The following is a 24,247-nucleotide window of genomic DNA, read 5'->3' on the forward strand; positions in this document are numbered from 1 at the left end:
CCGCGACGCCGCGGCCATCACCCCGCCTGCTCGCCCTTCTTGCCGGTGCGGTACAGCAGCCAGCCGACCAGGGCCAGCACGACCAGGCCCACCCACTGGCTGAGGTGGAACATCTCCGGCAGCGCCAGCACGTCGGCGCGCCCGGCCGCCACGATCGGGATCGCGATGGCGATGCCCATCAGCGCCTCGCCGGTGATCAGCCCCGCCGAGAACAGCACGCCCGGGCGATGCACGCGGTCGCGCGCGTCCTCGTCGTCCACGCGCACCTTGTGGAAGCGCTCGACCAGGTGCGCCAGCAAACCGCCGAGGAAGATCGGCACCATCAGCTCCAGCGGCAGGTAGATGCCGATCGCCGCGGCCAGCACCGGCACGCGGAAGTGCGCCTTGCGCGACTTCAGCCACTCGTCGAGCGCGATCACCAGCGCGCCGACCACCGCGCCCAGGCCGATGAACGTCCAAGGCAGCTCGCCGCCGAACAGGCCGCGCGCGACCGAGGCCATCAGGTTGGCCTGCGGCGCCGCCAGCGCATTCGGATGTTCCGGGGTCGGCGCGCCGATGCCGTAGGCCTGCGCCAGCAGGTTCAGCACCGGCGCCATGATCAGCGCGCACGAGAACGCGCCGATGCCCAGCATCAGCTGCTGTTTCCACGGCGTGGCGCCGACCAGGTAGCCGGCCTTCAGGTCCTGCAGGTTGTCGCCGCCGACCGCCGCCGCGCAGCACACCACCGCGCCGATCATGATCGCGGCCACCGCGCCCAGCGGCGCGCCGCCAACGCCCACCGGCACCAGCCCGCTCTTGCCGAGCAACAGCACCAGCACCGCCGAGGCGAACAGGATGGTGGAGATGGTGATGCCCGAGACCGGGTTGTTGGACGAGCCGATCAGGCCGGCCAGGTAGGCCGACACCGACACGAACAGGAAACCGGCCACGATCATGATGATCGTCATCGGGATGGAGACGTGCCACTGCTGCACGATCGCCTGGTACAGGCCCAGCAGCGGCAGGATGAAGACCACCAGCGCCACCAGCATCCACTTCATCGGCAGGTCGCGCTCGGTGTGCGCCAGCGCCGGGCCGCCGCTCTTGCGGGCGGCGGCGAAGCCGCTCTTCATGCCGTTGAGCAGCGACTTGCGCAGCGAGAACAGCGTCCAGATGCCGCCGATCAGCATCGCGCCGACCCCCAGGTAGCGGATCTTCGCGCTCCAGATCGCATAGGCCGCATCCGCGGCCGAGGCATCGGCCAGCCTGGCCGCCAGGCCCGGGTCGCTGCCGGAGAAGAACGCCTGGTAGAGCGGGATCGCGATGTGCCAGGACAGGATCGAGCCGGACACCACCACGATGCCGACGTTCAGGCCGACGATGTAGCCCACGCCGAGCAGCGCCGGCGACAGGTTGGTGCCGAAGAAGGCGGTGACCTTGGAGCTGCCGGCATAGGCCGACTGCACCCAGGTATCCGGGATCACCCGCAGGCCGCTCGCCGCGGCCAGCTTGACCAGCGCGCCGATCGCGCCGGACAGCGCCAGGATCTTCAGGCCCGGGCCGGGGTTCTCGCCGGCCTTGAGCACCTCGGCCGCGGCCTTGCCCTCGGGGAACGGCAGCGGGTCCTCGACGATCATCGAGCGCCGCAGCGGCACCGAGAACAGCACGCCGAGCAGGCCGCCCAGGCCGGCGATGCCGAGCACCCACCAGTACTTGAAGTCCGGCCAGTAGCCCATGATGACCAGCGCCGGGATCGTGAAGATCACGCCGGCGGCGATCGAGGAACCGGCCGAGGCACCGGTCTGGACGATGTTGTTCTCCAGGATCGTGCCGCCGCCCAGCAGGCGCAGCACGCCCATCGAGACGACCGCCGCCGGGATCGCCGTGGCGATGGTCAGGCCGGCGAACAGGCCCAGGTAGGCATTGGCGGCCGAAAGGACCACCGCCAGCACGATGGCCAGCAACACGGCACGGAAGGTGAGCTGGCGCGTCTGTGCGTCTTGGCTCATTGGGAGGACCCCCTGATGGCAAAAAATCCGCCACACGCTAGCGTTTGCCCGCCGGCAAGTCCAGCTGCAGGGCGGCATGCACGGCCCCTCATCCGCCCCTTCGGGGCACCTTCTCCCGTGAACGGGAGAAGGGAACGGCGTTGCTATCCGCCATTCGGACGACGGCGCAGGGCACCTCCCTTCTCCCGCCTGCGGGAGAAGGTGCCCCGAAGGGGCGGATGAGGGCAGGCCTCCCCACACCCTCTCTATACTCGCCGCTCGCACACCGCTCCCAGCCCGATGACCGCCGCCGCCCGCCTTTCCCCCGACGACTTCCTCGGCCATCCCAAGGGCGTCTACGTCTGCTTCTTCACCGAGATGTGGGAGCGCTTCTCGTTCTACGGGATGAAGGCGCTGCTGCTGCTCTACCTGACCAAGTACCACCTGTTCGGCGACAAGGCCGGGCTGGACCTGCTCGGCGCCTACGGCGGCCTGGTGTACTGCCTCCCGGTGTTCGGCGGCCTGCTCGCCGACCGCTGGCTGGGCATGCGCAAGGCGGTGGTGTTCGGCGGCCTCCTGCTGGTGCTGGGGCATCTCGGCATGGCCTTCGAAGGCCACGCCGCCACGCGCGTCGGCGGCCAGGTGGTGCGCGACACCGGCGCGCTGGCGACGACCTACCTGTCGCTGGCGCTGATCATCGTCGGCGTCGGCTTCCTCAAGCCCAACATCTCCACCATCGTCGGCAAGCTCTACGCGGAGAACGACCCGCGCCGCGACTCGGGCTTCTCGCTGTTCTACGCCGGCATCAACCTCGGCGCGCTGTTCGCCTCGCTGGTCTGCGGCTACCTCGGCGAGGCCTATGGCTGGAAGTACGGCTTCGGCGCGGCCGGCATCGGCATGCTGGTCGGCCTGGGCATGTTCCTGTGGGGCCAGAAGTACCTGCACGGCCATGCCGAATCCCCCTCGCCCGCCGCGCTGCGCGAGCGCGTGGCCGGGTTGCCGCGCGAGTGGCTGATCTACGGCACGGCGGTCCTGGGCGTGCTGCCGGTGGCGTGGCTGATGTGGGCGGCCGCCAACGGCGCGTTCTCGCTCGGCGGGGAGATCTCGCTGGCCCTGATGCTGATGCTGGTCGTCCTGGGCGGCGTGCTGGTGTGGTTCGGCTGGTTCGTCGGCACGCAATGCACGCCGGCGCAGCGCCAGCAGATGATCGCGCTGATGGCGTTGATCTTCATGGCGCTGGTGTTCTTCACCCTGTACGAGCAGACCTACGGGTCCTGGGTGACCTTCACCGACCGCCTGCTGACCAAGGACGTGGCGCCCGCGCTGGTGATCCGCGACGGCACGCCGCTGCCATGGTCGATCGCCTCGCTGCTGCTGGCGCCGCTGGGCTTCGTCGTGGCGGCCGCGATGTCCGACCGCGATCCCCGCTCCGCCGCGCCGCGCGCGCTGTTCGTCGCGGTGGTCGCGCTGATGCTGGCGTTCCTGGTGCGCGATTGCATCGTGCTGCCGCAGACGGCCGGCTCGCTCACCTATCTCGGCGCGTTGTTCCTGGTGATGCTGGCGCCCCCGTTCGCAGCGCTCTGGGCCTGGCTGGACCGCCGCGGCGCCGACCCGTCCAAGCCGGTGAAGTCGGCGTTCGGCCTGCTGTTCGCCGGCCTGTCGTTCGTGCCGCTGGCGCTGGCCGCGCAACAGGTCGGCGCCAGCGGGCAGATGGCCAGCGTCTGGTGGCTGGTGCTGGCCTACCTGGTGCTGGAGATAGGCGAGATGTGCCTGTCGCCGGTGGGCCTGGCGGCGGTCACGCAGTTGGCGGTACCGCGCGTGGTCAGCCTGATGATGGGCACCTGGTTCCTGGCCACCGCGTTTTCCGAAGCGCTCGCCGCGCTGTTCGGCAAGCTCTCCGCGATCGACGTGCCCGATGGCGAAGCCCTGAACCTGGCCGAGGCCTCGGCCGGTTACGCCCACCTGTTCTGGCTGATGACCTGGATCGGCCTGGGCTGCGGCGTGGCCGCATTACTGGCCGCCCCCCTGCTGAAGCGGTTGATGCATGGGGTGAGGTGAGCCGTTCGCGCGCACCGGTACCGATGCAACCTCGTCCCATGCCGCGTGGCGGCAACACGCGGCTCAATGGAAATCCCGCGACACCACCTCCAGTTCGCCGAGCAGTTCGCTGAGGTCTTGCAGGTCGCCGGCGATCAGGTGCTCGACGCCGTCCACGCGTTCCCAGCGGCCGCGCACCGCCAGCAGGCGCGATTCCAGCAGCGCGCGGCGGCGGCGCAGCGCGACGTGCGGCCAGACGATCACGTTGATCATGCCGCGCTCGTCCTCCAGGGTGACGAAGATCGTGCCCTTGGCGGTCTGCGGGCGCTGGCGCTGGGTGACCAGGCCCGCCACGTGCACGCCGGCGCCGTGATGGCGCGTGCGCAGTTCGTCCAGGCCGAGGATGCGGCGCTGGCGCATCTGCGGGCGCAGCAGGGCCATCGGATGCTGGCGCAGGGTCAGCCCCACGCTGCGGTAGTCGGCCAGGATCTCCTCGCCCGGGCGCGGCGCCGGCAAGGCGATGTCGGCCTCGGCCGGGCTGCCCGGCAGCAGCGGACGGCTGCGCTCGATGCCGGCCACCGCCCAGCGCGCGGCGTTGCGGTGCCCCGCCAGCGCCTGCAGCGCGCCGGCCTCCGCCAGTACCGTGCGTGCCTTCTCGTCCAGGCCGGCGCGCAGGCATAGATCCGGGATACCGGCGAAGGGGCGCTGCGCCCTCGCGCGCACGATCGCCCGGCCCATCGCCTCGGACAGGCCGGCCAACTGGCGCAGGCCGAGCCGGATCGCGGGCTGCTCGCCCGGCGCGTCGTCGCCGCGCCACGGGCTGCCGCCGGACAACGTGTTGTCCCAGTCGCTGTGCACCACGTCCACCGGCAACACCGCCACCGCAGGCCGCTCGGGACTGCCGCGGCGCGCGTCCTGCACGATCTGGCCCGGCGAATAGAAACCCATCGGCTGCGCGTTGAGCAGCCCGCACGCGAACGCCGCCGGCTCGTGCCGCTTGAGCCAGCTGCTCGCGTAGACCAGCTTGGCGAACGAGGCGGCGTGGCTCTGCGGGAACCCGTAGGAGCCGAAGCCCTTGATCTGCTCGAAGATCTGGTCGATGAAGCCGGACGAGTAACCTTTGTCCTCCATCAGCTCGCGGATGCGTGCCCGGTGAGGCTCCATGTCGCCGCCACGCTTCCAGGCCGCCATCGAGCGGCGCAACTGGTCGGCCTCGTGCGGCTCGTAGCCGGCATGGATCACCAGCTCCATCACCTGCTCCTGGAACAGCGGGATGCCCAGCGTCGGCCCCAGGATCTTCTCCACGCCCTCCGACGGGAAGCTCACCAGGCTGCGGTCCTGCCGGCGCTTGAGGTAGGGGTGCACCATGTCGCCCTGGATCGGCCCCGGCCGCACGATCGCCACTTCCACCACCAGGTCGTAGAAGCACTCCGGCTTCAGCCGCGGCAGCATCGCCATCTGCGCGCGCGACTCGATCTGGAACACGCCCACGGTGTCGGCGCGCTGGATCATCGCGTAGGTGGCCTCGTCCCCGGCGGGGATCGTGGCGACCTCCAGGTCGCGGCCGCGGTGGCCGCGCACCAGGTCCAGCGTCTTGCGCAGGCAGGTCAGCATGCCCAGCGCCAGGCAGTCGACCTTGAGCATGCCCATCGTTTCCAGGTCGTCCTTGTCCCACTGGATGATGGTGCGCTCGGGCATGGCCGCGTTCTCCACCGGCACCACCGTGGACAGCGGCGCATCGGAGATCACGAAGCCGCCGACGTGCTGCGACAGGTGGCGCGGATGGCCGCGCAGCATCTCGGTCACGACCAGCACGCGCCGGATCAGCGGGTTTTCCAGGTCGAACCCGGCCTCGGCGATGCGCTGCTCCATCGGCGTCTCGCCATTGCCCCAGCCATAGCAATTGGCGAGCAGCGCGATCTGGTCCGGCGGCAGGCCGAACGCGCGCGCCACGTCGCGCACCGCGCTCTTGCCGCGGTAGCAGATCACCGTGGCGGCGAGCGCGGCCCGCTCGCGGCCGTACTTGCGGTAGACGTACTGGATGACTTCCTCGCGCCGCTCGTGCTCGAAGTCGACGTCGATGTCGGGGGGCTCGTTGCGTTCTTCCGACAGGAAGCGCGCCAGCAGCAGGCGGCTCTCGCCGGGATCGACCGCGGTGATCCCCAGCGCGAAGCACACCGCCGAGTTGGCCGACGAACCGCGGCCCTGGCACAGGATGCCCTGCGAGCGCGCGAACCGCACCACGTCCTCGACGGTCAGGTAGAACGCCTCGTACTTGAGCCTGGCGATCAACGCCAGCTCCTTGGCGATGTCGCGCCGCACCTTCCACGGCGCGCCCGCCGGCCAGCGCCTGCGCATGCCGGCGAGGACCCGCTTGCGCAGGTGCGTCGTCGGCGTCTCGCCCGGCGGCACCAGCTCGACCGGATAGTCGTACTTCACCTTGCCCAGGTCGAAGGTGCAGCGCCGCGCCAGTTCGGCCGCGGCCAGCATCGGCCCGGCGCCGTGGATGCTGGCCAGCGCGCGGCGCGTGCGCAGGTGGCGCTCGCCGTTGCGGAACAGGTGCGCGCCGCACTCGGCCAGCGGCAGGTTGTGGCGGATCGCGGTGAGCGTGTCCTGCAGGATGCGCTCGCGGCGCGTGGCCATGTGCGCATCGCCGCTGGCGAGGGCGGCCATGCCCAGCCGGCGCGCGACGGCGAGCAGTTCGGCCTGGCGCGCGGCGTCGTCGCGCTCGCGGTGCAGCTCGATCGCGAGGAAGGCGCGCTCGCCGAACAGCGCGCGCAGCCATTCGCCGCCGGCCACGTCCACCGGGTCGCCCGGCAGCCACAGCGCGAACACGCCGTCCGCGCCGCGGGCGAACTGAGCCTGCACGTCCGCGCGGGCGAGCCGGTAGCATCCCTTGCCGGCGGCGCGGCGCGCGGTGGTGATCAGTTCGCACAGCAAGGGATAGCCGGCATCGTGCTCGACCAGCAGGACGAACCTCAGGCCGTCTTCGAGCACGAACTCGCTGCCGACGATCAATTTCACCCCGGTGGCGCGCGAGGCCTCCAGCCCGCGCACGATGCCGGCCAGCGAGCACTCGTCGGTGATCGCCAGGGCCTCGTAGCCGCATTCGTGGGCACGCCGGAACAGATCCTCGGCACTGGATGCGCCGCGCAGGAACGAGAAGTCCGACAGGCAGTGCAGCTCCGCGTAGGGCGGCAGGCCGGCATCATCCGGGCGCGTGGCATCGTCGTTGGCCGCACGCAGACGGGCAAGCACCTCCCAGGCGCGCGGCACGTGCCCGCCGGGGGCCTCGCGATAGGCATCGTCGAAGCCGTTCATGCGAGAGCGGCCCTCATCCGCCCTGCGGGCACCTCCCGTAAACGGGAGAAGGAAACGGCGGGCCACCGGGGCAATCCGGGACAGTCGGGGTGCATCCTCTTCTCCCGCGTGCTGGAGAAGATGTCCGCAGGGCGGATGAGGGCACACTCCCCCTCGTTCATGCGAACCACCCGTGCAGCATCCAGCCCTCGTGCCGGCCCGCCGGCACGAAGGCCCAGGCACGCTGGCCGCGCGCGGTCTCCACCACGTAGTAGTCGCGGCGGGCGTCCTCGCCGTCCCACCAGCCGCTCTCCAGCCGCTCCGGGCCGGCGACGATGCGCGGGTGCGGTTCGCGCAGCGGCAGCGGGTGCGGCAGCAGCCAGGCCGGCCGCACGGGAAGCGCCCGCGCCGGTGCCGGCGCGCGGCGCGCGTCGTCGCCCTCGCCCGCCACGCGCCGCCAGGCCCGCTCCGGTCGCGGATCATCGCCCGGGACCACCCGATACACCGCACCGTCGCCCAGGCGGGCGCGCAGGCGCTCGCGCAGCTGCGGCCAGTCCATCGCCTGCTGCGGGCGCATGTCGAACAGGTCGCGGGCCGCCGGCACGAACGGCGGCAGCCGCTCCGCCAGCAGGCGCAAGGCCACCACCGGCCGCGCGATTTCCACCCGCTCCAGGCGGTTGCGCGCCAGTTCGAACAGCAGCGCGGGCGAGCGCTCGGCCGACAGCAGGCCGACCTCGACGTCGTGGTGGCCCTGCTCGTGTTCCAGCCTCAGCACGAAGTGCTGCACGCCCCCGTCGCGGATCGACAGGTAGGTGCACAGGTCGCCGACCAAGCGCCGCAGCGGGAACAGCAGCGCGGTATGGCGCTCGACCTCGTACCCCATCTCCACGCGCGCATCGAAATGGTCCGGCGGCGCGTAGTACGGCAGCGGATCGTCGGCCTGGCCGTAGAGCCGGTCCAGGTGCTCCAGCACGTCCAGGCCGAAGCGCCTGCGCACGCCGTCGCGCGGCAGCGCGCGCAAGGCCGCCAGCGTGCGAACGCCCATCCGGTGCAGGCGTTCGCCGGCCTCGCCGGGCAAGGCCGCGCGCCGGATCGGCACGCCGTCGAGCGTGCGCCGCAGCGCATCGGGGTGGGTGACCGCCAGGCCGTCGCGCAATCCGGCCAGCACGCGCGCGGCGCGCGGCGTCGGCGCCATCGCGATGCGGTGCTGGAAACCCAGTGCCTCCAGTTCCTCGCGCAGGCGTCGCTCGAAGCGCGGCCACGGCCCGAACAGCCGGAAACTGGCCTGCACTTCCAGCGCGATCGCGCGCGGCCACTGGATGCTCACCAGCGAGCTGTGCCGGTAGGCCCAGGCGGCGAGGAAGCGATGCCAACGCGTTTCCTCGGCCGGGTCGTAGTCCACGGTGCGCACCTGCGCCAGCAGCGCATGCGCCGCGGACAGGCGCATGCCGGGCTTGAGGCCGGCATGCGATGCGGCCGCGTTCACCGCATGCAGGGTGCGCAGTTGCGCCGGGCCTTCCACCAGCGCCAGCGGCGCCTCGGGCTCGGGAAGGCGGCGCACCACGGCGTCGAGCGCCAGCTGCGGCAGCAGGATGCAGGCCCAGAGCACGCGCGCGCCCTCACCGCGCCAGGCGCAGCGGCTGCGCCGGCACCGGGCCGCCGCGGCACTTGAGCACCTGCCAGGCCGCCTGCGCCGGCCGGTATTCCAGCCGCAAGGCCGCCGGCGAGGCATTGGCCGCATGCTTGCGGTCGCGCAGCGCGAAACCGCAACAGTCGCCGCTGTCGGCCGCCACCTGCAAGCGGCGCAGCGCGCGCGCATCGCCGGTCTGCGGCCAGCCCAGCACCGCGGCGCAGGCGCCGCTGCGCAGGCATTGCTCGAACGCCCACAGCGCATCGCGCGGTTCGGCCTCGACCAGGTGCAGCCATGCCAGGTCGATCCCGCCCGCCTGCAGGGCCGGCGCATACGGAATGTAGGGCGGCGCCACCAGCACCACGCGCTGGCCGGCCCGGGTCATGCGCACCAGCGTCGGCAGCAGCAGCGCGATCTCGCCGACGCCATCGGCCGGCAGCAGCAATTCCGTCAGGGCGCGCCGCGGCCAGCCGCCGCCCGGCAGCAGCGCATCCAGCGCGGGATGGCCGGTCGGCTCGCCGCCTTCGGCCAGCGCGGTCCCGCGCCCGGCATGCCAGACCGTGCGCGCGGCGAGCAGATCGTCCAGGGCCCGAACTTCGCCCATGCCTCATCCCCGGCGCAGCAGGCCGCAGAACAGGCCCTCGATGGCGAACTCCGCATCCGGCGCCACCTCGATCGGCGCATGCGCCGGATTGCGCGGCAGCAGGCGCAGGCGCTCGGCACCGCGCTCCAGGCGCTTGATCGTGATCTCGCCGTCGATCCGCGCCACCACGGTCTGGCCGTTGCGCGCCTCGCTGGCGCGGTGCACGCCGACCAGGTCGCCGTCGAGGATGCCGTCGTCGATCATCGAATCGCCCTGCACCACCAGCAGGTAGTCCGGCCTGAGCGAGAACAGGCCGCGGTCCAGCCACAGCTGCTCGTCCAGGCCGATGTCGGCCCCGATCGGTGCGCCCGCCGCGACCCGTCCGAGCACCGGCAAGGCGAGCAGGCCTTCGCGCCCGGGCGCGCCCGGCACCCGCAGCCCGCGCCTGGCGTTGGGCCGGCGCTCGACCAGGCCGGCCTCGACCAGCGCCTGCACGTGCTTCTGCGCGGCGTTGCGCGAGGCGAAGCCGAAGTGCGCGGCGATCTCGGCCAGGCTGGGGACATGCCCCTGCCGTGCGCACTCGTGCAGGTAGGCAAGGATGGCGGCGCGCCTGGGCGGGAGCGGGGTCATGGCGGCGGATCGTGGAGGCAGGGTGTACATTTGTACACCCTGGTGTCTCGCCAGGCGAGACGCCCTGGCGTTTTCCTCCCCTTGCGGCGCGGGCATTACGGCGCTATATAACAAAAGTTATAACAACCCTGGAGCCATTCCATGAAGCTCAAGATCACCGGCATCGGCAACTCCGCCGGCGTCATCCTGCCCAAGGAACTGCTGGCCCGCCTGCGCGTGGAGAAGGGCGACGAGCTCTACGTGCTGGAAACCCCGGACGGCATCCGCCTGACCGCGTTCGATCCGGAACTGGCGCGGCAGATGGAGGTGGCGGAGAAGGTCATGCGCGAGGACCGCCATGTCCTGCGCAAGCTCGCGCAATAAGGGGAGCGCCGCCATGATCGTCTGGATCAACCGTGCGCTCGCGCTTGCCATCCACGAGCGTCAACTCGCCGAGCACGGCGGCGGCAATGGCGTGCGCGACGACGCGCTCCTCGACTCCGCCCTTGCGCGCCCGCAGCAGTTGTTCGCCTATGGCGAACCGCCGCCCGACATTGCGGACCTCGCGGCCAGCCTCGCCTTTGGCCTGGCGCGCAACCACCCCTTCGTCGACGGCAACAAGCGCACGGCCCATGTCTGTTATCGCGTGTTTCTCGCCTTGAACGACGTCGAGCTGGTCGCCAGGGACGAAGACAAATACGCCGCCATGATCGCCCTCGCCGAAGGCAGCCTCGACGAAAAGGCCTTCGCCGAGTGGCTGCGCCCGCGCCTGCGCGGCGCCGGCGCGTCGGCCGTGCACGAGCCGGCGGCGCATTACGGCTAAGCGGCCCGCGGCCGGCGGCGCCGGCCGCGGCTTCAATCCTCCGCCTTGCGCTTGCGCGTGCGCGCGGCCTTCTTAGCGGCCGCCTTGCGCCCCGCCGCGCCCTTGGTCCGCGCCGCCTTCTTGGCCGCTTCCGAACGGCTGCGTGCCGTGCGCTTGCTCGCCGCCTTCTTGGCCTGGCTCGACAACGCCTTCTTGCCGGCCACTTTCTTCGCCGTGGTGCGTTTGCTCGCCGTCTTCAGCGCCTTCTTGGCGCCGGCCGAACGCTTGGCGGAAGGCTTCTTGTGCGCCTTGGCCGCCTTGCTGTCCTGCGCGGCCTTCTTCTTGACCGACTTGGAAGCGCTCTTGGACGGCTTGGCGTCGATGCCGGCGCGGCGCGCCTTGCTCAAGCCGATCGCGATCGCCTGCTTGGTGCTCTTGGCGCCGTGCTTGCCTTCGCGCACATGCTCGATCTCCTCCTTCACGAACTCGCCGGCCTGGGTGCTGGCGGACTTGCCCTCGCGCTTGTCGCGGGCCACGGCTTCGCGGGTCTTTTTCTCAGGCACCGTACTGCTCCCATGAATGGAGGTGCCACGGGTCTAACAATGCGCGGGTAAAACACCGGTATAGCGCCGGCGGCCGATGCACACGCCGCCTTGACGCCACGCGCGACGCGCACGCCCTTCCGGCACCGATGCGCGGTTCGTCACGCCCGTCCATCGACGCGGCGGTACCACGCCATCACCGCATCCGGCAGCACGTCGTCGAGCGGGACATCCAGCGCCGCGAAGGCGTCGAGCTGGTCGCGCAGCCGGCGCAGCGCGGGCGTGTCGCCATGCCGGCCGTCCATCCCGCCCGCCGGCAACTGGGCCAGCGTCCATTCGTGCAAGCCCTCGCGCCGGGCCGACAGGGCCGCCTGCAACCAGCCCTGCAGCGGATGCACGCGATACCCGCGCTGCGCCAGCGCCCGCACCGACAGCGCCAAGGGTTCCGCCACGCCGCGGAACCACTCGGTGCCCCCACCGGCCTGCGCGCGGATGGTCAGTGGCGCCGGCGCGTTGTGCGCGGCGAACGGCCGGCGCAGTTCAAGTTCCAGGTCGCGCGCGTCGCGCTCGGACTCGGCTTCCACCAGCCATCCGTTCTCCAGGTCGAAGAACGCGTACCAGCGCGGATGCAATGCCGCGATGCGCGCCAGCGGATCGTGCGAGAAACCGATCTTGCAATGGTCCTCCCACAGGCACGGGAACACGTAGGCGAAGCAGCGCCCATCGATCGGCACGCGAGCACGGGGATCGCCGCGCATCAGCCCGCCTTGCGCCGGGGCTCGCCACCCTGCACCGGTTCCCAGCCGAATACGCTGCGCCCGCCATAACGGTGGGAATCGCGTCGTTCCTGCGCGATATACGCCTCCACCGAAGGGCCGCCGGCGGTCGCTTCCAGCCGCCGCGCCTGCGCATCCAGGCGGCGGATCGCCTCGAGTTTTTCCTCGTTGCCCAGCCGGGCCTGCCGTACCGCCTGCTTGAGCACATCGATGGTCCGATCGAACACCCGCGTCGGCACCGGGAACGGATGCCGGTCCTTGCCGCCGTGCGCCAGCGAGAACCGCGCCGGATCGCTGAAGCGGCACGGCGCGCCGTGCAATACCTCGGCCACCATCGCCAGCGAGCGCACCGTGCGCGCGCCGACGCCAGGCACCTGCAGCAGCTCGGCGAAGTCCTTCGGCCCCTGTTCGGCCGCGGCGGCCAGCGCGCCATGCAGGCGGCGCGCGACGACGTCGCCGCCGCGCACGTCGTGGTGACCGGGCATGGACAGGTGCGGTTGCGCCGCCGGGTCCCATGCGGGCGTGGCGAACAGGTCGCCGGTCCGCGGCACGGCCTTCGCGGCGGATGCGCCATCGCCCTGCAGGCGCGCCCACTCGCCCGCCACGCGTGCCGGTCCCAACGCCTGCAGCAGGTCCAGTTGCGCGGCGCGCGAGGCCGCCGCCCGGCGATCGGCGAGATTGACGATGGTGCCCTGCCCCGGGCCGTCCACCGCCGCATGCGGATCGTCGAGGAAACTCGACAGCCCTTCCGACAGCCAGTGGTAGCGGCGCGCCTGCCGGCGCGTACCGTTCATGCCCTGCTGCACCACCACCCAGCGCCCGTCGTCGCTGACGATGAAGCCGTGCAGGTACAGCTCGAAACCGTCCTGCACCGCCGCGCTGTCGACCTTGGCCACCAGCCGGCTGGCTTGCGCGAGTGCGGCTCCATCAATGCCGGTGGCCTCGCCGACCGCCAGCAACTCGTCCGGCGTAGCGCGCGAATGCCGTCCGCGGCCGCCGCAGACGTGGATGCCCAGCTCGCCCGCCAACGGCGCCAGCCCGCGCTTGAGCGCGCCGATCACGCTGGTGGTGATGCCGGAGGAATGCCAGTCCATGCCCATCACCGCGCCGAAGGACTGGAACCAGAACGGATGCGCCAGCCGCCGCAGCAGTTCGTCGCGGCCGTAGTGGTGGACGATGGCCTGGCACATCACCGCGCCGAGCCGGGTCATGCGCTGCGCAAGCCACGCCGGCACCCGGCCGCCGTGCAGGGGAAGGTCGGCGCTGCCGCCACGTCGTGACACGGGAACTCCTCGCAATGCTCCGGGCCGGCACGCTAGCGGCCGCTCGTCGCATAGTCTGCGCCGCCGAGCCGGCCCGCCCAAGCGCGCTCCCCCAACGGTTCAGGAGCCCGTTCCGCCGCCCTTCCACCGCCCCGCAGCGGGCACCCGAACCAGGGCGCCCCACCCTTTCATCGTGCACTGCATCATGGCCTGGCGGCTGGCTTCCGATAACGTTTACATCCTTGCCAGGCTTGAAGGACGCTCCCGTATGACCCTCCGCACCACCCGTCGCAACCTGCTGATCGGCGCCGGCTCGCTCGCCCTGCTGTCGCGCATCCCGGTCGGCTGGGCGCTACCGCGCGACAACGCCCGCACGCCCGCCTTCATCGACGGGCTGATCGCGCGCATGACGGTGGAGGAGAAGGCCGGCCAGCTCACCCTGCTCGGCTCGGTCGCCGCCAATGCGGCCGCCACCGCGGCCAATCCGGACACCCGCGTACCCGCCGCCAGCACCCAGCTGGAGGCGGCCCGCGCCGGGCAGCTCACCGGCGTGTTCAACGGCTCCAACGTCGCCTGGCACCGGCAGATGCAGGACGCGGCGATGCAGGGCCGGCTGAAGATCCCGCTGCTGTTCGCCGCCGACGTGATCCATGGCTTCAGCACGGTGTTCCCGGTGCCGCTGGGCGAATCGGCCAGCTTCGAGCCCGAGCTGGCGCGGCGCACCGCGCGCGCGGCGGCGCTGGAGGCCAGCGCGGTAGGCATCGACTGGACCTTCGCGCCGATGGTCGACATCGCCCGCGACGCGCGCTGGGGCCGCGGCGTGGAAGGCAGCGGCGAGGACGTGCTGCTCGGCCGGCGCATGGCCGAGGCGCGCGTGCGCGGCTTCCAGGGCGACCAGGGCCTGTCACATCCGGACGCGGTGGCCGCCTGCCCCAAGCACTTCGCCGCCTACGGTGCCGCCGAGGGCGGCCTGGACTACAACACCGTGGACGTGTCCGAGCGCACCCTGCGCGAGGTCTACTTCCCGCCGTTCCAGTCCGGCTTCGACGCCGGCGCGCTGACCACGATGGCCTCGTTCAACGAGCTGTCGGGCATCCCAGCCACCGGCAACGCCTGGCTGCTCAGCGACGTGCTGCGCGGGGAATGGAATTACCAGGGCCTGGTGGTCTCCGACTACACCGGCGACATGGAGCTGATCGCGCACGGCTACGCCAGCGACGAGCGCGACGCGACCAAGAAGGCGTTCCTGGCCGGCGTCGACATGAGCATGCAGAGCGGGCTGTACCTCAAGTACCTGCCCGGACTGGTCGCCAGCGGCGAAGTGCCGATGGCGCGGCTGGACGAGTCGGTGCGGCGCGTGCTGCGCTTCAAGGCCGCGCTGGGCCTGTTCGACGACCCGTACCGGCGCATCCAGCCCGCGCGCGCGCAGGCCCGCCAGCGCCGCCCGGAGACGCTGCAACTGGCGCGCGAGGCCGCGCGCAAGTCGGTGGTGATGCTGAAGAACGACAACGACCTGCTGCCGCTCAAGCCCAAGGGCCAGCGCATCGCGCTGATCGGCCCGATGGCGCGCGACCTCGCCAACATCCACGGCCCGTGGGTTCTGTTCGGCGGCGACGACACCGGCCACGACCTGGCCAGCGCGATGCGCGCGGCGATGGCCGACCCCACGGCGCTGGAGGTCGTGGACGGCTGCGACTTCGACAAGCCGCTGCCCGGCGGCATCGACGAGGCCGTGCGCGCCGCGCGCGCCGCCGACGTGGTGGTGCTGGCGATCGGCGAGCCGCAGCGCTATTCCGGCGAGGCGCAGTCGCGCACCGACATCGTCGTCCCCGAGGTCCAGCAGCAACTGGTGGACGCCGTGGCCGCCACCGGCAAGCCGCGGGTGGTGCTGCTCAGCAACGGCCGCGCGCTGGCCCTGCGGGGCACGGTGCTGGAAGCGCCGGCGATCCTGGTGACCTGGTTCCTGGGTTCGCAGTCCGGCCCGGCGCTGGCCGACCTGCTGTTCGGCAAGGCCAGCCCCTCCGGCCGCCTGCCGGTCAGCTTCCCGCGCGAGGCCGGCCAGGTGCCGTACTACTACGCGCACAAGCCGACCGGCCGGCCGGACCCGCATCCGGAGAAGCTGGACGCGTTCAAGACCCACTACCGCACCATCCCGAACTCTTCGCTGTTCCCGTTCGGCCACGGCCTGACCTACGGCCGCATCGAGTACGACGGGCTCGACATCGGCGATGCGCGGCTCGATGCCGGCGGCACCCTGGAGGTGCGCGCGCGCATCCACAACCGCGGCCGGCACGCCGTCGAGGAAGTGGTGCAGCTGTACGTGCGCGACCGCGCCGCCAGCGTCACCCGTCCGGTGCGCGAGCTGAAGGACTTCCGCAAGGTCGCGCTCGCCGCCGGCGCCAGCGCCGAGGTGACGTTCGCCCTGCGTCGCGAGGACCTGCTGTTCGTCGGCGCCGGGCTCAAGCCGACGGTGGAGCCGGGCACGTTTGACCTGTGGGTGGCGCCGTCGGCGGAAGCGGACGGCCTGCACGCCACCTTCGAACTGCTGGCCTGATCCGCGCGGGCCGGCCTGCCGATGCCTCGCCGTCCTTTCCCCGTCCACGGCTCCGCTGTCAGGGTAAGGAAGCAAGTCGGCAGCCTCCCGACTCATGGGCACGCACGCGTCCCTTCCCTTCTCTCGCTTGCGGGGTGAAGGCGTGTTGCTCGCGAGCCATCTGGCACACGCCTGAACGCCCGGCGCGCTGCGCCGGGCCGGGGCGCGCAGCGAGGTGGCGCGCAGCGCCGGATGAGGGTGCTTGCCTCGCCAAGCAGTCCCGATGCCCCCATCCGCCCTCCGGGCACCTTCCCCCGCAAGCGGGGGAAGGGAAGCTACGGCTCCGACCAGGAAGCGCCACGCATGTCCCTTCTCCCGCTTGCGGGGTGAAGGCGTGTTGCTTGCGAGCCATCTGGCTCGCACACGCCTGAACGCCCGCCGCGCTGCGCCGGGCGGGGGCGCGCAGCGAGGTGGCGCGAAGCGCCGGATGAGGGGCGCTTTGCCTCACCAAAACAATTCCAGTTTCCCCCATCCGCCCTTCGGGCACCTTCCCCCGCAAGCGGGGGAAGGAGGCTCTTCTCGAAGAACGTGACACGCGCTAATCCCGGCGCCCTTGCCAATGCGCGCCGTATAGTCCCGCGGCCATGCGCTCGGCCGGCCGCACCCGGAACACCACGCTGATGCGCTCGCCCGCCACGCGCGCACTCTTGGGAATCCCGTGCTCGTGCGTGAGCTGGCTGGCATGGCTCATCGACAGTAGGCTGCCCGGCGCCAGTTCGAGCCCGAATGCGCGGCCGCCGGATTTCGCCCGGATGTTCATCCGTCGCGGCGCGCCGAGCGAGAGCAGCGCGATCGGTTGCCCGGGCACCAGCGTGTGCAGCTTGTCGTGGTGCATCGCCACGCTGTCGCGCCCGTCGCGGTAGAGGTTGAGCCCGGCCGTGTTGTACGGCGCCGGCACCCGCGCCTGCACGCAGGCCAGCATTTCGTGCAGCGGCAGGCCGGCAGGCACGGCGTCCAGGCGGTACGAGGCCAGCAGGCGCGGCACCGCGACCACGCGGTCGTACATCGGCCGTTGCTGGGCCTCCCAGTGCGCATGCGCGCGCAGCGCCTCGAACCACGCCTGCGCCGTCGCCGCGTCCACCGCCTGCGGCCAGTAGCGGATGCCGCCTTCGGCGTCGTCCACCAGCACGCGCGGTTCCTGATCGGTCGGGAACAGATCCATGCCCACCAGATGGGGGCAAAGCCCGGTGCCGCAATCGCGCGTCCCCCACTGGTTCAGCCGCCAGGATCGGCAAGCTCCGCGCGCGGATGGAGTGACCGATGGCGGGGGTGCCGCCGCGCATCGCGTGCTACGGTCGTGGCCTGTTCATCGCCGGGGAGAATCGATGCACCGCTTTCGTCCGATCGCCACCTTCCTGTTGCTCGGCGCCGCGCTCGCCGGCGGCGCGCACGCGGCGCCCGCCGACGACGCCTACGCCGCCGTGGACCCGTTCATCGGCACCGGCGGCGAGGGCCATACCTATCCCGGCGCGACGGTGCCGTTCGGCATGGTCCAGCTCAGCCCGGATACCCAGATCAAGTCGCGCAAGGAGGGCTACGGCTGGGCCGCCGGCTACCGCTACGACGACAACACCATCGTCGGCTTCTCGCACACGCATTTTTCCGGCAGCGGCCATTCCGACCTCGGCGACGTGCTGCTGATGCCGATCAGCGGCACGCCCAAGCTCGAACGCGGCGACGTGGCCAAGCCCGGCAGCGGCTACACCTCGCGCTTCCGGCACGACGAGGAGAAGGCCGAACCCGGCTACTACGCGGTCACGCTCGACGACTACGGCGTGCGCGCCGAACTCACCGCCAGCGCGCGCGTCGGCGTGCACCGCTACACCTTCCCGCAGGGCAAGCCCGCGCACGTGCTGGTCGACCTGCGCACCAGCATGTACGACTATCCCGGCAAGGTGCTGTGGTCGCGCCTGCGGGTGCGCCCCGACGGCACCGTCACCGGCTTCCGCGAGACCCGCGGCTGGGCGCCGGGCCGGCAGCTGTACTTCGCGATGCGCTTCTCGCAGCCGCTCGCCGGCCGGCAACTGCACGACACCGAGCAGGACGTGGTCTACAAGGGCTTCCCGCCGCCGGGCGAGAAGGATCCGCGCCAGCGCGCGCAGATCGAGGGCCGCCAGCTGGTCGGCGTGTTCGACTTCGGCGATGCCGGCAAGCAGCCGCTGGTGGTGAAAGTGGCGATCTCGCCGGTCAGCGAGGACAGCGCCATCGCCAACCTCGATGCCGAGGTGCCCGGCTTCGATTTCGACCGCGTGCGCGCCGATGCCAAGCGGCAATGGAGCCAGGCGCTGTCCGCCGTCGACGCGCAGGGCAGCGCGCAGCAGCGCACCCAGTTCTATACCGCGCTCTACCACGCCCTGCTCGGCCCGACGCTGTTCATGGACAGCGACGGCCGCTACCGCGGCCCCGATAACGCCGTGCACCAGGCCAAGGGCTGGACCAACTACTCGACCTTCTCGCTGTGGGATACCTACCGCGCCCTGCACCCGCTGCTGACGCTGGTGCAACCGCCGCAACGCACCAGCGACGTGGTCAACTCGCTGCTCGCCGCGCGCCGCGCCAGCCCCTACGGCATCCTGCCGGTATGGGCGTTCCACGGCCTGGAGACGTGGTGCATGATCGGCTACCACGCCGTGCCGGTGATCGCCGACGCCTACATGAAGGGCATCGGCGGCTTCGACGCCGACGAGGCGCTGCAGGCGATGGTCGCCAGCGCCGACTACGGCCCCTACGACGGCATCGCCCAGTACCGCGAGCTCGGCTACGTGCCGATCGACGAGGAAGGCGAAGCGGCGAGCAAGACGCTGGAATACGCCTTCGACGACTGGACCATCGCGCGCATGGCGCAGAAGATGGGCAAGGCCGACATCGCCGCCGAGTTCGGCAAGCGCGCCGCCAACTGGAAGCACGCCTTCGACCCGGCCACCGGCTTCATGCGCGCGCGCAAGCGCGATGGCAGCTTCCGCGAGCCGTTCGATCCCACCGCCAGCGGCTACGGCACCGACTACACCGAAGGCAACGCCTGGCAGTATTCCTGGTACGTGCCGCAGGACGTGGCCGGCCTCGCCGCCGCGCACGGCGGCGCCGACAAGTTGCTGGCCAGGCTGGACCAGGTGTTCGACGCCAAGGTCGATCCCAAGGTGTTCGAGCACATGGAGGACATCACCGGCCTGATCGGCTGGTACGCGCACGGCAACGAGCCCAGCCACCACGTCGCCTACCTCTACGCCTACGCCGGCCAGCCGTGGCGCACCCAGGCGCGGCTCGGGCAGATCATGGACAGTCAGTACAAGCCCACCCCGGACGGCCTGGCCGGCAACGACGACCTCGGCCAGATGTCGGCCTGGTACGTGTTCACCGCGCTCGGCTTCTATCCGGTGGCGCCGGGCAGCAACCAGTACGTCATCGGCCGCCCGTTCCTGCCGCGCGCCACGCTCGACCTGCCCAACGGCAAGCGCTTCAGCATCGTCGCCGAAGGCCTGGATGCCGGGCACGCCTACATCGGCAGCGCCCGCTTGAACGGCAAGCCGCTGCCGCGCGCCTGGCTCTCGCACGAGGAGATCATGGCCGGCGGCGAACTGCGCTTCACCATGCAGGCCGCGCCGGACACGCAATGGGCCACCGATCCGGCGCAACATCCGTACTCGATGTCGGCGCAATAGGCAGCAGGAAACGCCGGCCCGCGCCGGCGTTTCCCGTTTCCCCGCAACGGCGTGGCCGGCGCGCCTTCAGCGCGGCGGCCGGCAGCGCTCGCGCACCATCCGCGCGAAGCGCGCCACGATCAGCGAGCCTTCCCTGGGCCGCACGCACAGCGACAACCGCACGCGCGGGCTTTCGCCGCGGATCGCCAGGTAGCGCACGCCCACCGACTGCACTTGCGCCATCGACGCCGGCACCAGGGTCACGCCCAGGCCCGCCGCCACCAGGTTCAGGGCCGATGAGAACTGCGGCGCCTGCTGGCCGATGCGCGGCTCCAGCCCGGCCTTCCAGCAGGTGGCGATGATCTCGTCGTACAGGCTGGCTCCGGCCTCGCGCGGGAACATCACCAGCGGTTCCTCGGCCAGCGCCGCCAGCGGCACGGTCTTGCGGCGCGCCAGCGGATGCGCATGCGACACCGCCACCGCCATCGGCTCGTCCAGCAGGTGCGTCACCGCCACCCCGGGCGGCTCGATGCGGCCCAGCCGCGTTAGCGCCACGTCCAGCTCCCCTGCCGACAATCGCTCCAGCAGCGCCCGCGTCTCGGCCTCCACCAGCGAGACGGCCACCTCGGGGCTCGCCGCGACGAACTGCCGGATCGCCTCGGGCACCGCGCCGACGAAGGCCGCCGAGGCGGTGAATCCCACCCGCAGGGGTGCCCCGCAATCCCTGTCCTCCGCGGCGCGCCGCCTCCACGGCCGCCTCGGCCTGCCGCGCCAGCGCGCGCGCTTCCGGCAGGAACGCCAGCCCGGCCTCGGTCAGCTCCGCGCCGCGCGGCGTGCGCCGGAACAGCGGCGTACCGATCTCGCGCTCCAGCGCGCGGATCTGCTGGCTCAGCGGCGGCTGGCCGATGCCGGCGCGCTCGGCGGCGCGGGTGAAGTTCGCCTCCTCGGCGACCAGCAGGAAATAGCGGACGTGGCGCAGCTCCATGGGGTAGTGCCCAAAGCAATCGATCCGAGTCGATCCATATATTGGACCGCCCACCGGGAAGACACCACACTGCGCGCCCCATACACCGCATTACCCCGGAACCATGAAGAAAACCCTGCTCATCACCGGCGTCAGCTCCGGATTCGGCCGCGCCTTCTCGCGCGCCGCGCTCGACGCCGGCCACACCGTCGCGGGCACCGTGCGCAACGCCGAGGCGCTGGCCGCCTTCGAGGCGAGCGCGCCCGGCCGCGCCCACGGCGTGCTGCTCGACGTGACCGACTTCGACGCGATCGAGCCGGCCGTGCGCGGCATCGAACGCGAGGTCGGCGCGATCGACGTCCTGGTCAACAATGCCGGCTACGGCCACGAAGGCATCCTCGAGGAATCGCCGCTGGACGAACTGCGCCGCCAATTCGACGCCAACGTGTTCGGGGCCGTGGCCATGATCAAGGCGGTGCTGCCGGCGATGCGCCGGCGCCGCGCCGGACGCATCGTCAACATCACCTCCATGGGCGGCTTCATCACCATGCCGGGCATCGCCTACTACTGCGGCAGCAAGTTCGCGCTGGAGGGCATCAGCGAGACCCTGGCCAAGGAAGTCGCCGGTTTCGGCATCCACGTGACCGCCGTGGCGCCCGGGTCGTTCCGCACCGACTGGGCCGGGCGCTCGATGGTGCGTAGCGAGCGCGCCATCGACGACTACGATGCGTTGTTCGACCCGATACGCGCCACGCGCGAGGCCAGGAGCGGCCGGCAACCCGGCGATCCGGACAAGGCCGCGCAGGCGCTGCTGGAACTGATCGAGCACCCTGCCCCGCCGGTGCACCTGCTGCTGGGCAGCGACGCCCTGGACCTGGTCTCGCGCAAGCTCGAGGCGATGCGCGCGGAGATCGCGCAGTGGGAGGCCCTTACCCGCTCCACCGACGCGCCCTTGGACTGATGGACTGACCGTTTCCGGCCGCCGCTCCCGCAGCGCCGCGCCTCATCGGACAGCGCCGGCAAGCTTTCGGGAACGGAGTCCGGCCGTGGCTTCCGGCGCGTGCCCCGATGCCTCGCGCCTAGCGGCCCAGTGCGGCGACGAAACGCGAGCCGGTCCCGCCGCGCGGCAGCGCACGGATGCGTACGACGCGCGCACGGCAGGCATCCGCGCCCTCGTACACCAGCGTGCGCCCGTCGCGGAACACGAAGCGCAGGTCGTAACGGCAGCCGGTGCCCAGCGCACCGACCGTGATCGAATCGCCGCCGCCCTGCAGCGGCTCGGCCAGGGCTTGCTCGCGGAACGCCCCGGTGCCTGCCGGCGCGATCGACAGCGAGACCACGCTGTCGTGTGCGCGGTTGACCAGTTCGAAGTAATGCGTGCGGGCGCCGGGTTCCGCGTGGGCGGTTGCGGCCACCGGCAGCGACAGCGCGGCGAGCAGGATTCGGAACATGCGCATGACGACGTTCTCCGGCATGAAGGGCACCGGGCCGCCTGGACGCGCGGCCCGGTGCGCACATCAGGCGCGCCCGGGCCCTCGCCGGGAAAGCCATCCGGGACGAATCGTCGTCATGGAGTGACCAATCGTAGCCATCGCCACCGCGGCTTTTCAGCCGTTGCCGGCACGCTTACGATCCGGCCAACCCGCCCGAGCGCCACGCATGAAGATCCGCCTGGGAAGTACGGAGATAGGCCTGTTCCGCTACATCGGCCTGTGGACCATCGTGGTGGTGGTCTTCACCCTGCAGGGACTCCTGCACGATGCGGTCAACAGAGGCTACCTGTGGTCGCCCCTCGACTACCTGCGCTGGTCGATGATCCAGTGGTACACCTGGGCCGCGCTCGCGCCGCTGGTGTTCCGCCTCGGCGAGCGCTTCCCCATCCAGCCGCCGTTCCGGCTGGGCGCGCTCGGCCGGCAGGCCCTGGCCAGCGTCGCCGTCACGCTGCTGGCCGTCGCGATCGGCGCGCTGGTATCGCCGGGAGCGCTCGGGGAGCAGCTCGCGCAGTTCCTGAGCAAGCACGTCGCCATCGGCCTGCTGACCTACTGGGCGTTGCTGGCCATCCAGCAGGCGCTCCACTTCCGCGCCGAGAGCCATCGCCGCGAGCTGGAGGCCAGCCGCCTGGCCACGGAGCTGGCGCAATCGCGCCTGAAGGTGCTGAAGACGCAGCTGCAACCGCACTTCCTGTTCAACACGCTGCACGCGATCGTCACGCTGCTGGACGAGGACACGGTGTCGGCCGAGGACATGCTGCTGCGCCTGAGCGAGTTGCTGCGCGCCTTCCTGGAAGAGTACGACGGCCAGGAAATCACCCTGCGCCGCGAGCTGGCCCTGCTCGACCTGTACCTGGGCATCCAGCGCAAGCGCTTCGGCGATCGTCTGAGCACGCATATCTACGTCGATCCCGATACGCTCGACTGCGCCGTGCCCAGCCTGATCCTGCAGCCGATCGTGGAGAACGCCATCCGCCACGGCATCGGCCGCCACGCCGGCGCCGACCGCGTCGAGATCGAGAGCCGCCGCCAGCAGGACGAGCTGCAGATCGAGGTCCGCAACTACAACAGCACGCTCGAACCCGGCGGCGAACCCGCCGGCCACGGCATCGGCCTGTCCAACACGCGGCTGCGGCTGAAGGCGCTGTACGGCGAGCGCGCCGACATCCGCCTCGACATGGTCTGGCCGCGCGGCGTGTCCTGCCGCATCCGCCTGCCGCTGCACGAGTTAGAGGATGCCGACGACGCCCCGGAGCACGTCCCGGCATGAGCATCGCCGCCCTGGTCATCGACGACGAACCCATCGCCCGCCACGCGGTCGTGCGGTTGCTGCGCGAGCAGCCCGACATCGAGATCGTGGGCGAATGCGGCGACGGCGCCTCGGCGGTGGCCGCGATCCGCCATCACTCGCCGGACCTGGTGTTCCTCGACATCCAGATGCCGGAGATGGACGGCATCGCCGTGATCGACCGGATCGGCGCGGAGCGCATGCCGGCCACGATCTTCGTCACCGCCTACGAGCAGTACGCAGTGCGCGCCTTCGAGGCCAATGCCGTGGACTACCTGGTCAAGCCGTTCAGCCGCGAGCGCTTCGCCGGCACGCTGCAGCGCGCCCGCGCGCGCCTTGCCGCCACGGCCGCCAGCGAGGCCGGCGCGACCCCACGCATCCTGCAGGCGCTGGACGAACTGCGCCGCCATGCCGCCTACCTGCAGCGCCTACCGGTACGCGTGGACGAGCGCATCGTCTTCGTCGACGTCGAGGACATCGTCTGGATCAAGGCCAACCGCAACACGGTCGAACTGCACCTGGCCGACCGCCGCCACGAGCTGCGCGAGACCATGACGGCGCTGGCCGCGCGCCTGGACCCGCGCCAGTTCGTCCGCATCCATCGCTCGGCCATCGTCAACGTGCGCCGGGTCAAGGCCATCCATCCCTGGTTCAACGGCCACCACGTGGTCACGCTGGATACCGGCCAGCAACTGCGCATGAGCCGCTACCAGCACGAGACCTTCCTGCGCCTGGCCACGGTCGGGCGCGAGGAGTGAGCCGCCGC

General features: G+C 71.4%; 18 protein-coding genes and 1 pseudogene. 8 read left to right on the forward strand and 11 right to left on the reverse strand.

Going from position 1 to position 24,247, the window contains the following annotated elements; all coding sequences use genetic code 11:
• Nucleotides 1-17 precede the first annotated feature (17 nt).
• Entirely contained in the window at nucleotides 18-1,988 is a 1,971-nt protein-coding gene (locus M3M27_RS14895) for an OPT family oligopeptide transporter (RefSeq protein ID WP_140723069.1), read from the reverse strand.
• Between the two features lie 279 nt (nucleotides 1,989-2,267).
• Between M3M27_RS14895 and M3M27_RS14900 the strand changes: the two genes are divergently transcribed.
• Nucleotides 2,268-4,025: a peptide MFS transporter gene (locus M3M27_RS14900; RefSeq protein WP_434026130.1), complete on the forward strand. Its 1,758-nt coding sequence runs from the start codon at nucleotides 2,268-2,270 to the stop codon at nucleotides 4,023-4,025.
• A 63-nt stretch (nucleotides 4,026-4,088) separates the two neighbouring features.
• Here the strand turns inward: M3M27_RS14900 and M3M27_RS14905 are convergent, their stop codons facing one another.
• The 4 genes from M3M27_RS14905 to lexA form a co-directional block, all read right to left on the reverse strand.
• Nucleotides 4,089-7,325, reverse strand: a complete 3,237-nt coding sequence (locus M3M27_RS14905) for an error-prone DNA polymerase (protein WP_434026131.1) — start codon at nucleotides 7,323-7,325, stop codon at nucleotides 4,089-4,091.
• Nucleotides 7,326-7,482: 157 nt separating this feature from the next.
• Nucleotides 7,483-8,913 (reverse strand): Y-family DNA polymerase, encoded by a 1,431-nt coding sequence (locus M3M27_RS14910; RefSeq protein WP_434026133.1) that lies wholly within the window; start codon nucleotides 8,911-8,913, stop codon nucleotides 7,483-7,485.
• A gap of 10 nt (nucleotides 8,914-8,923) precedes the next feature.
• Nucleotides 8,924-9,538: a translesion DNA synthesis-associated protein ImuA gene (gene imuA / locus M3M27_RS14915; protein ID WP_434026134.1), complete on the reverse strand. Its 615-nt coding sequence runs from the start codon at nucleotides 9,536-9,538 to the stop codon at nucleotides 8,924-8,926.
• A 3-nt stretch (nucleotides 9,539-9,541) separates the two neighbouring features.
• Nucleotides 9,542-10,147: a transcriptional repressor LexA gene (gene lexA / locus M3M27_RS14920; RefSeq protein WP_140723082.1), complete on the reverse strand. Its 606-nt coding sequence runs from the start codon at nucleotides 10,145-10,147 to the stop codon at nucleotides 9,542-9,544.
• A 141-nt stretch (nucleotides 10,148-10,288) separates the two neighbouring features.
• Here lexA and M3M27_RS14925 point away from each other — a divergent pair, with 141 nt between their 5' ends.
• Nucleotides 10,289-10,510, forward strand: a complete 222-nt coding sequence (locus M3M27_RS14925) for an AbrB/MazE/SpoVT family DNA-binding domain-containing protein (protein ID WP_434026135.1) — start codon at nucleotides 10,289-10,291, stop codon at nucleotides 10,508-10,510.
• A 13-nt stretch (nucleotides 10,511-10,523) separates the two neighbouring features.
• Entirely contained in the window at nucleotides 10,524-10,949 is a 426-nt protein-coding gene (locus tag M3M27_RS14930) for a type II toxin-antitoxin system death-on-curing family toxin (RefSeq protein ID WP_140723089.1), read from the forward strand.
• A 32-nt stretch (nucleotides 10,950-10,981) separates the two neighbouring features.
• On the opposite strand, the gene M3M27_RS14935 is transcribed toward M3M27_RS14930, so the two are convergent.
• The 3 genes from M3M27_RS14935 to M3M27_RS14945 all read right to left on the reverse strand — a co-directional run bounded on the left by M3M27_RS14935 (nucleotide 10,982) and on the right by M3M27_RS14945 (nucleotide 13,529).
• The gene (locus M3M27_RS14935) at nucleotides 10,982-11,491 is read right to left on the reverse strand and encodes a DNA-binding protein (RefSeq protein ID WP_434026136.1); all 510 of its coding nucleotides are present in this window, start codon (nucleotides 11,489-11,491) and stop codon (nucleotides 10,982-10,984) included.
• A gap of 140 nt (nucleotides 11,492-11,631) precedes the next feature.
• A complete protein-coding gene (locus M3M27_RS14940; protein ID WP_434026137.1) occupies nucleotides 11,632-12,228 on the reverse strand; it encodes a GIY-YIG nuclease family protein in 597 nt (198 codons plus the stop codon).
• Nucleotides 12,228-13,529 (reverse strand): DUF763 domain-containing protein, encoded by a 1,302-nt coding sequence (locus M3M27_RS14945; RefSeq protein WP_434026138.1) that lies wholly within the window; start codon nucleotides 13,527-13,529, stop codon nucleotides 12,228-12,230. Before M3M27_RS14945 ends, M3M27_RS14940 begins: the two co-directional genes overlap by 1 nt.
• 247 nt (nucleotides 13,530-13,776) lie before the next feature.
• Between M3M27_RS14945 and bglX the strand changes: the two genes are divergently transcribed.
• Nucleotides 13,777-16,062 (forward strand): beta-glucosidase BglX, encoded by a 2,286-nt coding sequence (bglX, locus tag M3M27_RS14950; RefSeq protein WP_434026139.1) that lies wholly within the window; start codon nucleotides 13,777-13,779, stop codon nucleotides 16,060-16,062.
• Nucleotides 16,063-16,639: 577 nt separating this feature from the next.
• Here the strand turns inward: bglX and M3M27_RS14955 are convergent.
• Nucleotides 16,640-17,263 carry an alpha-ketoglutarate-dependent dioxygenase AlkB gene (locus M3M27_RS14955; RefSeq protein WP_140723105.1) on the reverse strand — a complete coding sequence of 208 codons (624 nt, stop codon included), beginning with the start codon at nucleotides 17,261-17,263 and terminating at the stop codon, nucleotides 16,640-16,642.
• 163 nt (nucleotides 17,264-17,426) lie between these two features.
• On the opposite strand from M3M27_RS14955, the gene M3M27_RS14960 reads away from it, so the two are divergent.
• A complete protein-coding gene (locus tag M3M27_RS14960) occupies nucleotides 17,427-19,760 on the forward strand; it encodes a GH92 family glycosyl hydrolase (RefSeq protein WP_434026140.1) in 2,334 nt (777 codons plus the stop codon).
• Nucleotides 19,761-19,826: 66 nt separating this feature from the next.
• On the opposite strand, the pseudogene M3M27_RS14965 reads toward M3M27_RS14960, so the two are convergent.
• Nucleotides 19,827-20,724: pseudogene (locus M3M27_RS14965) on the reverse strand (LysR family transcriptional regulator).
• Between the two features lie 103 nt (nucleotides 20,725-20,827).
• Between M3M27_RS14965 and M3M27_RS14970 the strand changes: the two are divergent.
• On the forward strand, nucleotides 20,828-21,664 hold the full coding sequence (locus M3M27_RS14970; RefSeq protein WP_434026141.1) for an oxidoreductase: 837 nt from the start codon (nucleotides 20,828-20,830) through the stop codon (nucleotides 21,662-21,664).
• Between the two features lie 118 nt (nucleotides 21,665-21,782).
• Here the strand turns inward: M3M27_RS14970 and M3M27_RS14975 are convergent, their stop codons facing one another.
• The gene (locus tag M3M27_RS14975; protein ID WP_434026142.1) at nucleotides 21,783-22,160 is read right to left on the reverse strand and encodes a hypothetical protein; all 378 of its coding nucleotides are present in this window, start codon (nucleotides 22,158-22,160) and stop codon (nucleotides 21,783-21,785) included.
• A gap of 202 nt (nucleotides 22,161-22,362) precedes the next feature.
• Between M3M27_RS14975 and M3M27_RS14980 the strand changes: the two genes are divergently transcribed.
• On the forward strand, nucleotides 22,363-23,463 hold the full coding sequence (locus M3M27_RS14980) for a sensor histidine kinase (RefSeq protein WP_434026143.1): 1,101 nt from the start codon (nucleotides 22,363-22,365) through the stop codon (nucleotides 23,461-23,463).
• Entirely contained in the window at nucleotides 23,460-24,239 is a 780-nt protein-coding gene (locus tag M3M27_RS14985; protein ID WP_140723123.1) for a LytR/AlgR family response regulator transcription factor, read from the forward strand. Before M3M27_RS14980 ends, M3M27_RS14985 begins: the two co-directional genes overlap by 4 nt.
• Nucleotides 24,240-24,247: the final 8 nt, after the last annotated feature.

Origin of the sequence: Xanthomonas boreopolis, assembly GCF_046529185.1 — a bacterium.
Classification (GTDB): domain Bacteria; phylum Pseudomonadota; class Gammaproteobacteria; order Xanthomonadales; family Xanthomonadaceae; genus Pseudomonas_S; species Pseudomonas_S boreopolis.

What these genes read in the sequence shown, in the direction of transcription:
- M3M27_RS14970 (WP_434026141.1), top strand. Translation starts at nt 20,828, where the DNA reads ATGAAGAAAACCCTGCTCATCACCGGCGTCAGCTCCGGATTCGGCCGC.
- imuA (WP_434026134.1), bottom strand. Translation starts at nt 9,538, where the DNA reads ATGGGCGAAGTTCGGGCCCTGGACGATCTGCTCGCCGCGCGCACGGTC.
- bglX (WP_434026139.1), top strand. Translation starts at nt 13,777, where the DNA reads ATGACCCTCCGCACCACCCGTCGCAACCTGCTGATCGGCGCCGGCTCG.
- M3M27_RS14960 (WP_434026140.1), top strand. Translation starts at nt 17,427, where the DNA reads ATGCACCGCTTTCGTCCGATCGCCACCTTCCTGTTGCTCGGCGCCGCG.
- M3M27_RS14900 (WP_434026130.1), top strand. Translation starts at nt 2,268, where the DNA reads ATGACCGCCGCCGCCCGCCTTTCCCCCGACGACTTCCTCGGCCATCCC.
- M3M27_RS14975 (WP_434026142.1), bottom strand. Translation starts at nt 22,160, where the DNA reads ATGCGCATGTTCCGAATCCTGCTCGCCGCGCTGTCGCTGCCGGTGGCC.
- M3M27_RS14955 (WP_140723105.1), bottom strand. Translation starts at nt 17,263, where the DNA reads ATGGATCTGTTCCCGACCGATCAGGAACCGCGCGTGCTGGTGGACGAC.
- lexA (WP_140723082.1), bottom strand. Translation starts at nt 10,147, where the DNA reads ATGACCCCGCTCCCGCCCAGGCGCGCCGCCATCCTTGCCTACCTGCAC.
- M3M27_RS14930 (WP_140723089.1), top strand. Translation starts at nt 10,524, where the DNA reads ATGATCGTCTGGATCAACCGTGCGCTCGCGCTTGCCATCCACGAGCGT.
- M3M27_RS14925 (WP_434026135.1), top strand. Translation starts at nt 10,289, where the DNA reads ATGAAGCTCAAGATCACCGGCATCGGCAACTCCGCCGGCGTCATCCTG.
- M3M27_RS14940 (WP_434026137.1), bottom strand. Translation starts at nt 12,228, where the DNA reads ATGCGCGGCGATCCCCGTGCTCGCGTGCCGATCGATGGGCGCTGCTTC.
- M3M27_RS14980 (WP_434026143.1), top strand. Translation starts at nt 22,363, where the DNA reads ATGAAGATCCGCCTGGGAAGTACGGAGATAGGCCTGTTCCGCTACATC.
- M3M27_RS14985 (WP_140723123.1), top strand. Translation starts at nt 23,460, where the DNA reads ATGAGCATCGCCGCCCTGGTCATCGACGACGAACCCATCGCCCGCCAC.
- M3M27_RS14895 (WP_140723069.1), bottom strand. Translation starts at nt 1,988, where the DNA reads ATGAGCCAAGACGCACAGACGCGCCAGCTCACCTTCCGTGCCGTGTTG.
- M3M27_RS14905 (WP_434026131.1), bottom strand. Translation starts at nt 7,325, where the DNA reads ATGAACGGCTTCGACGATGCCTATCGCGAGGCCCCCGGCGGGCACGTG.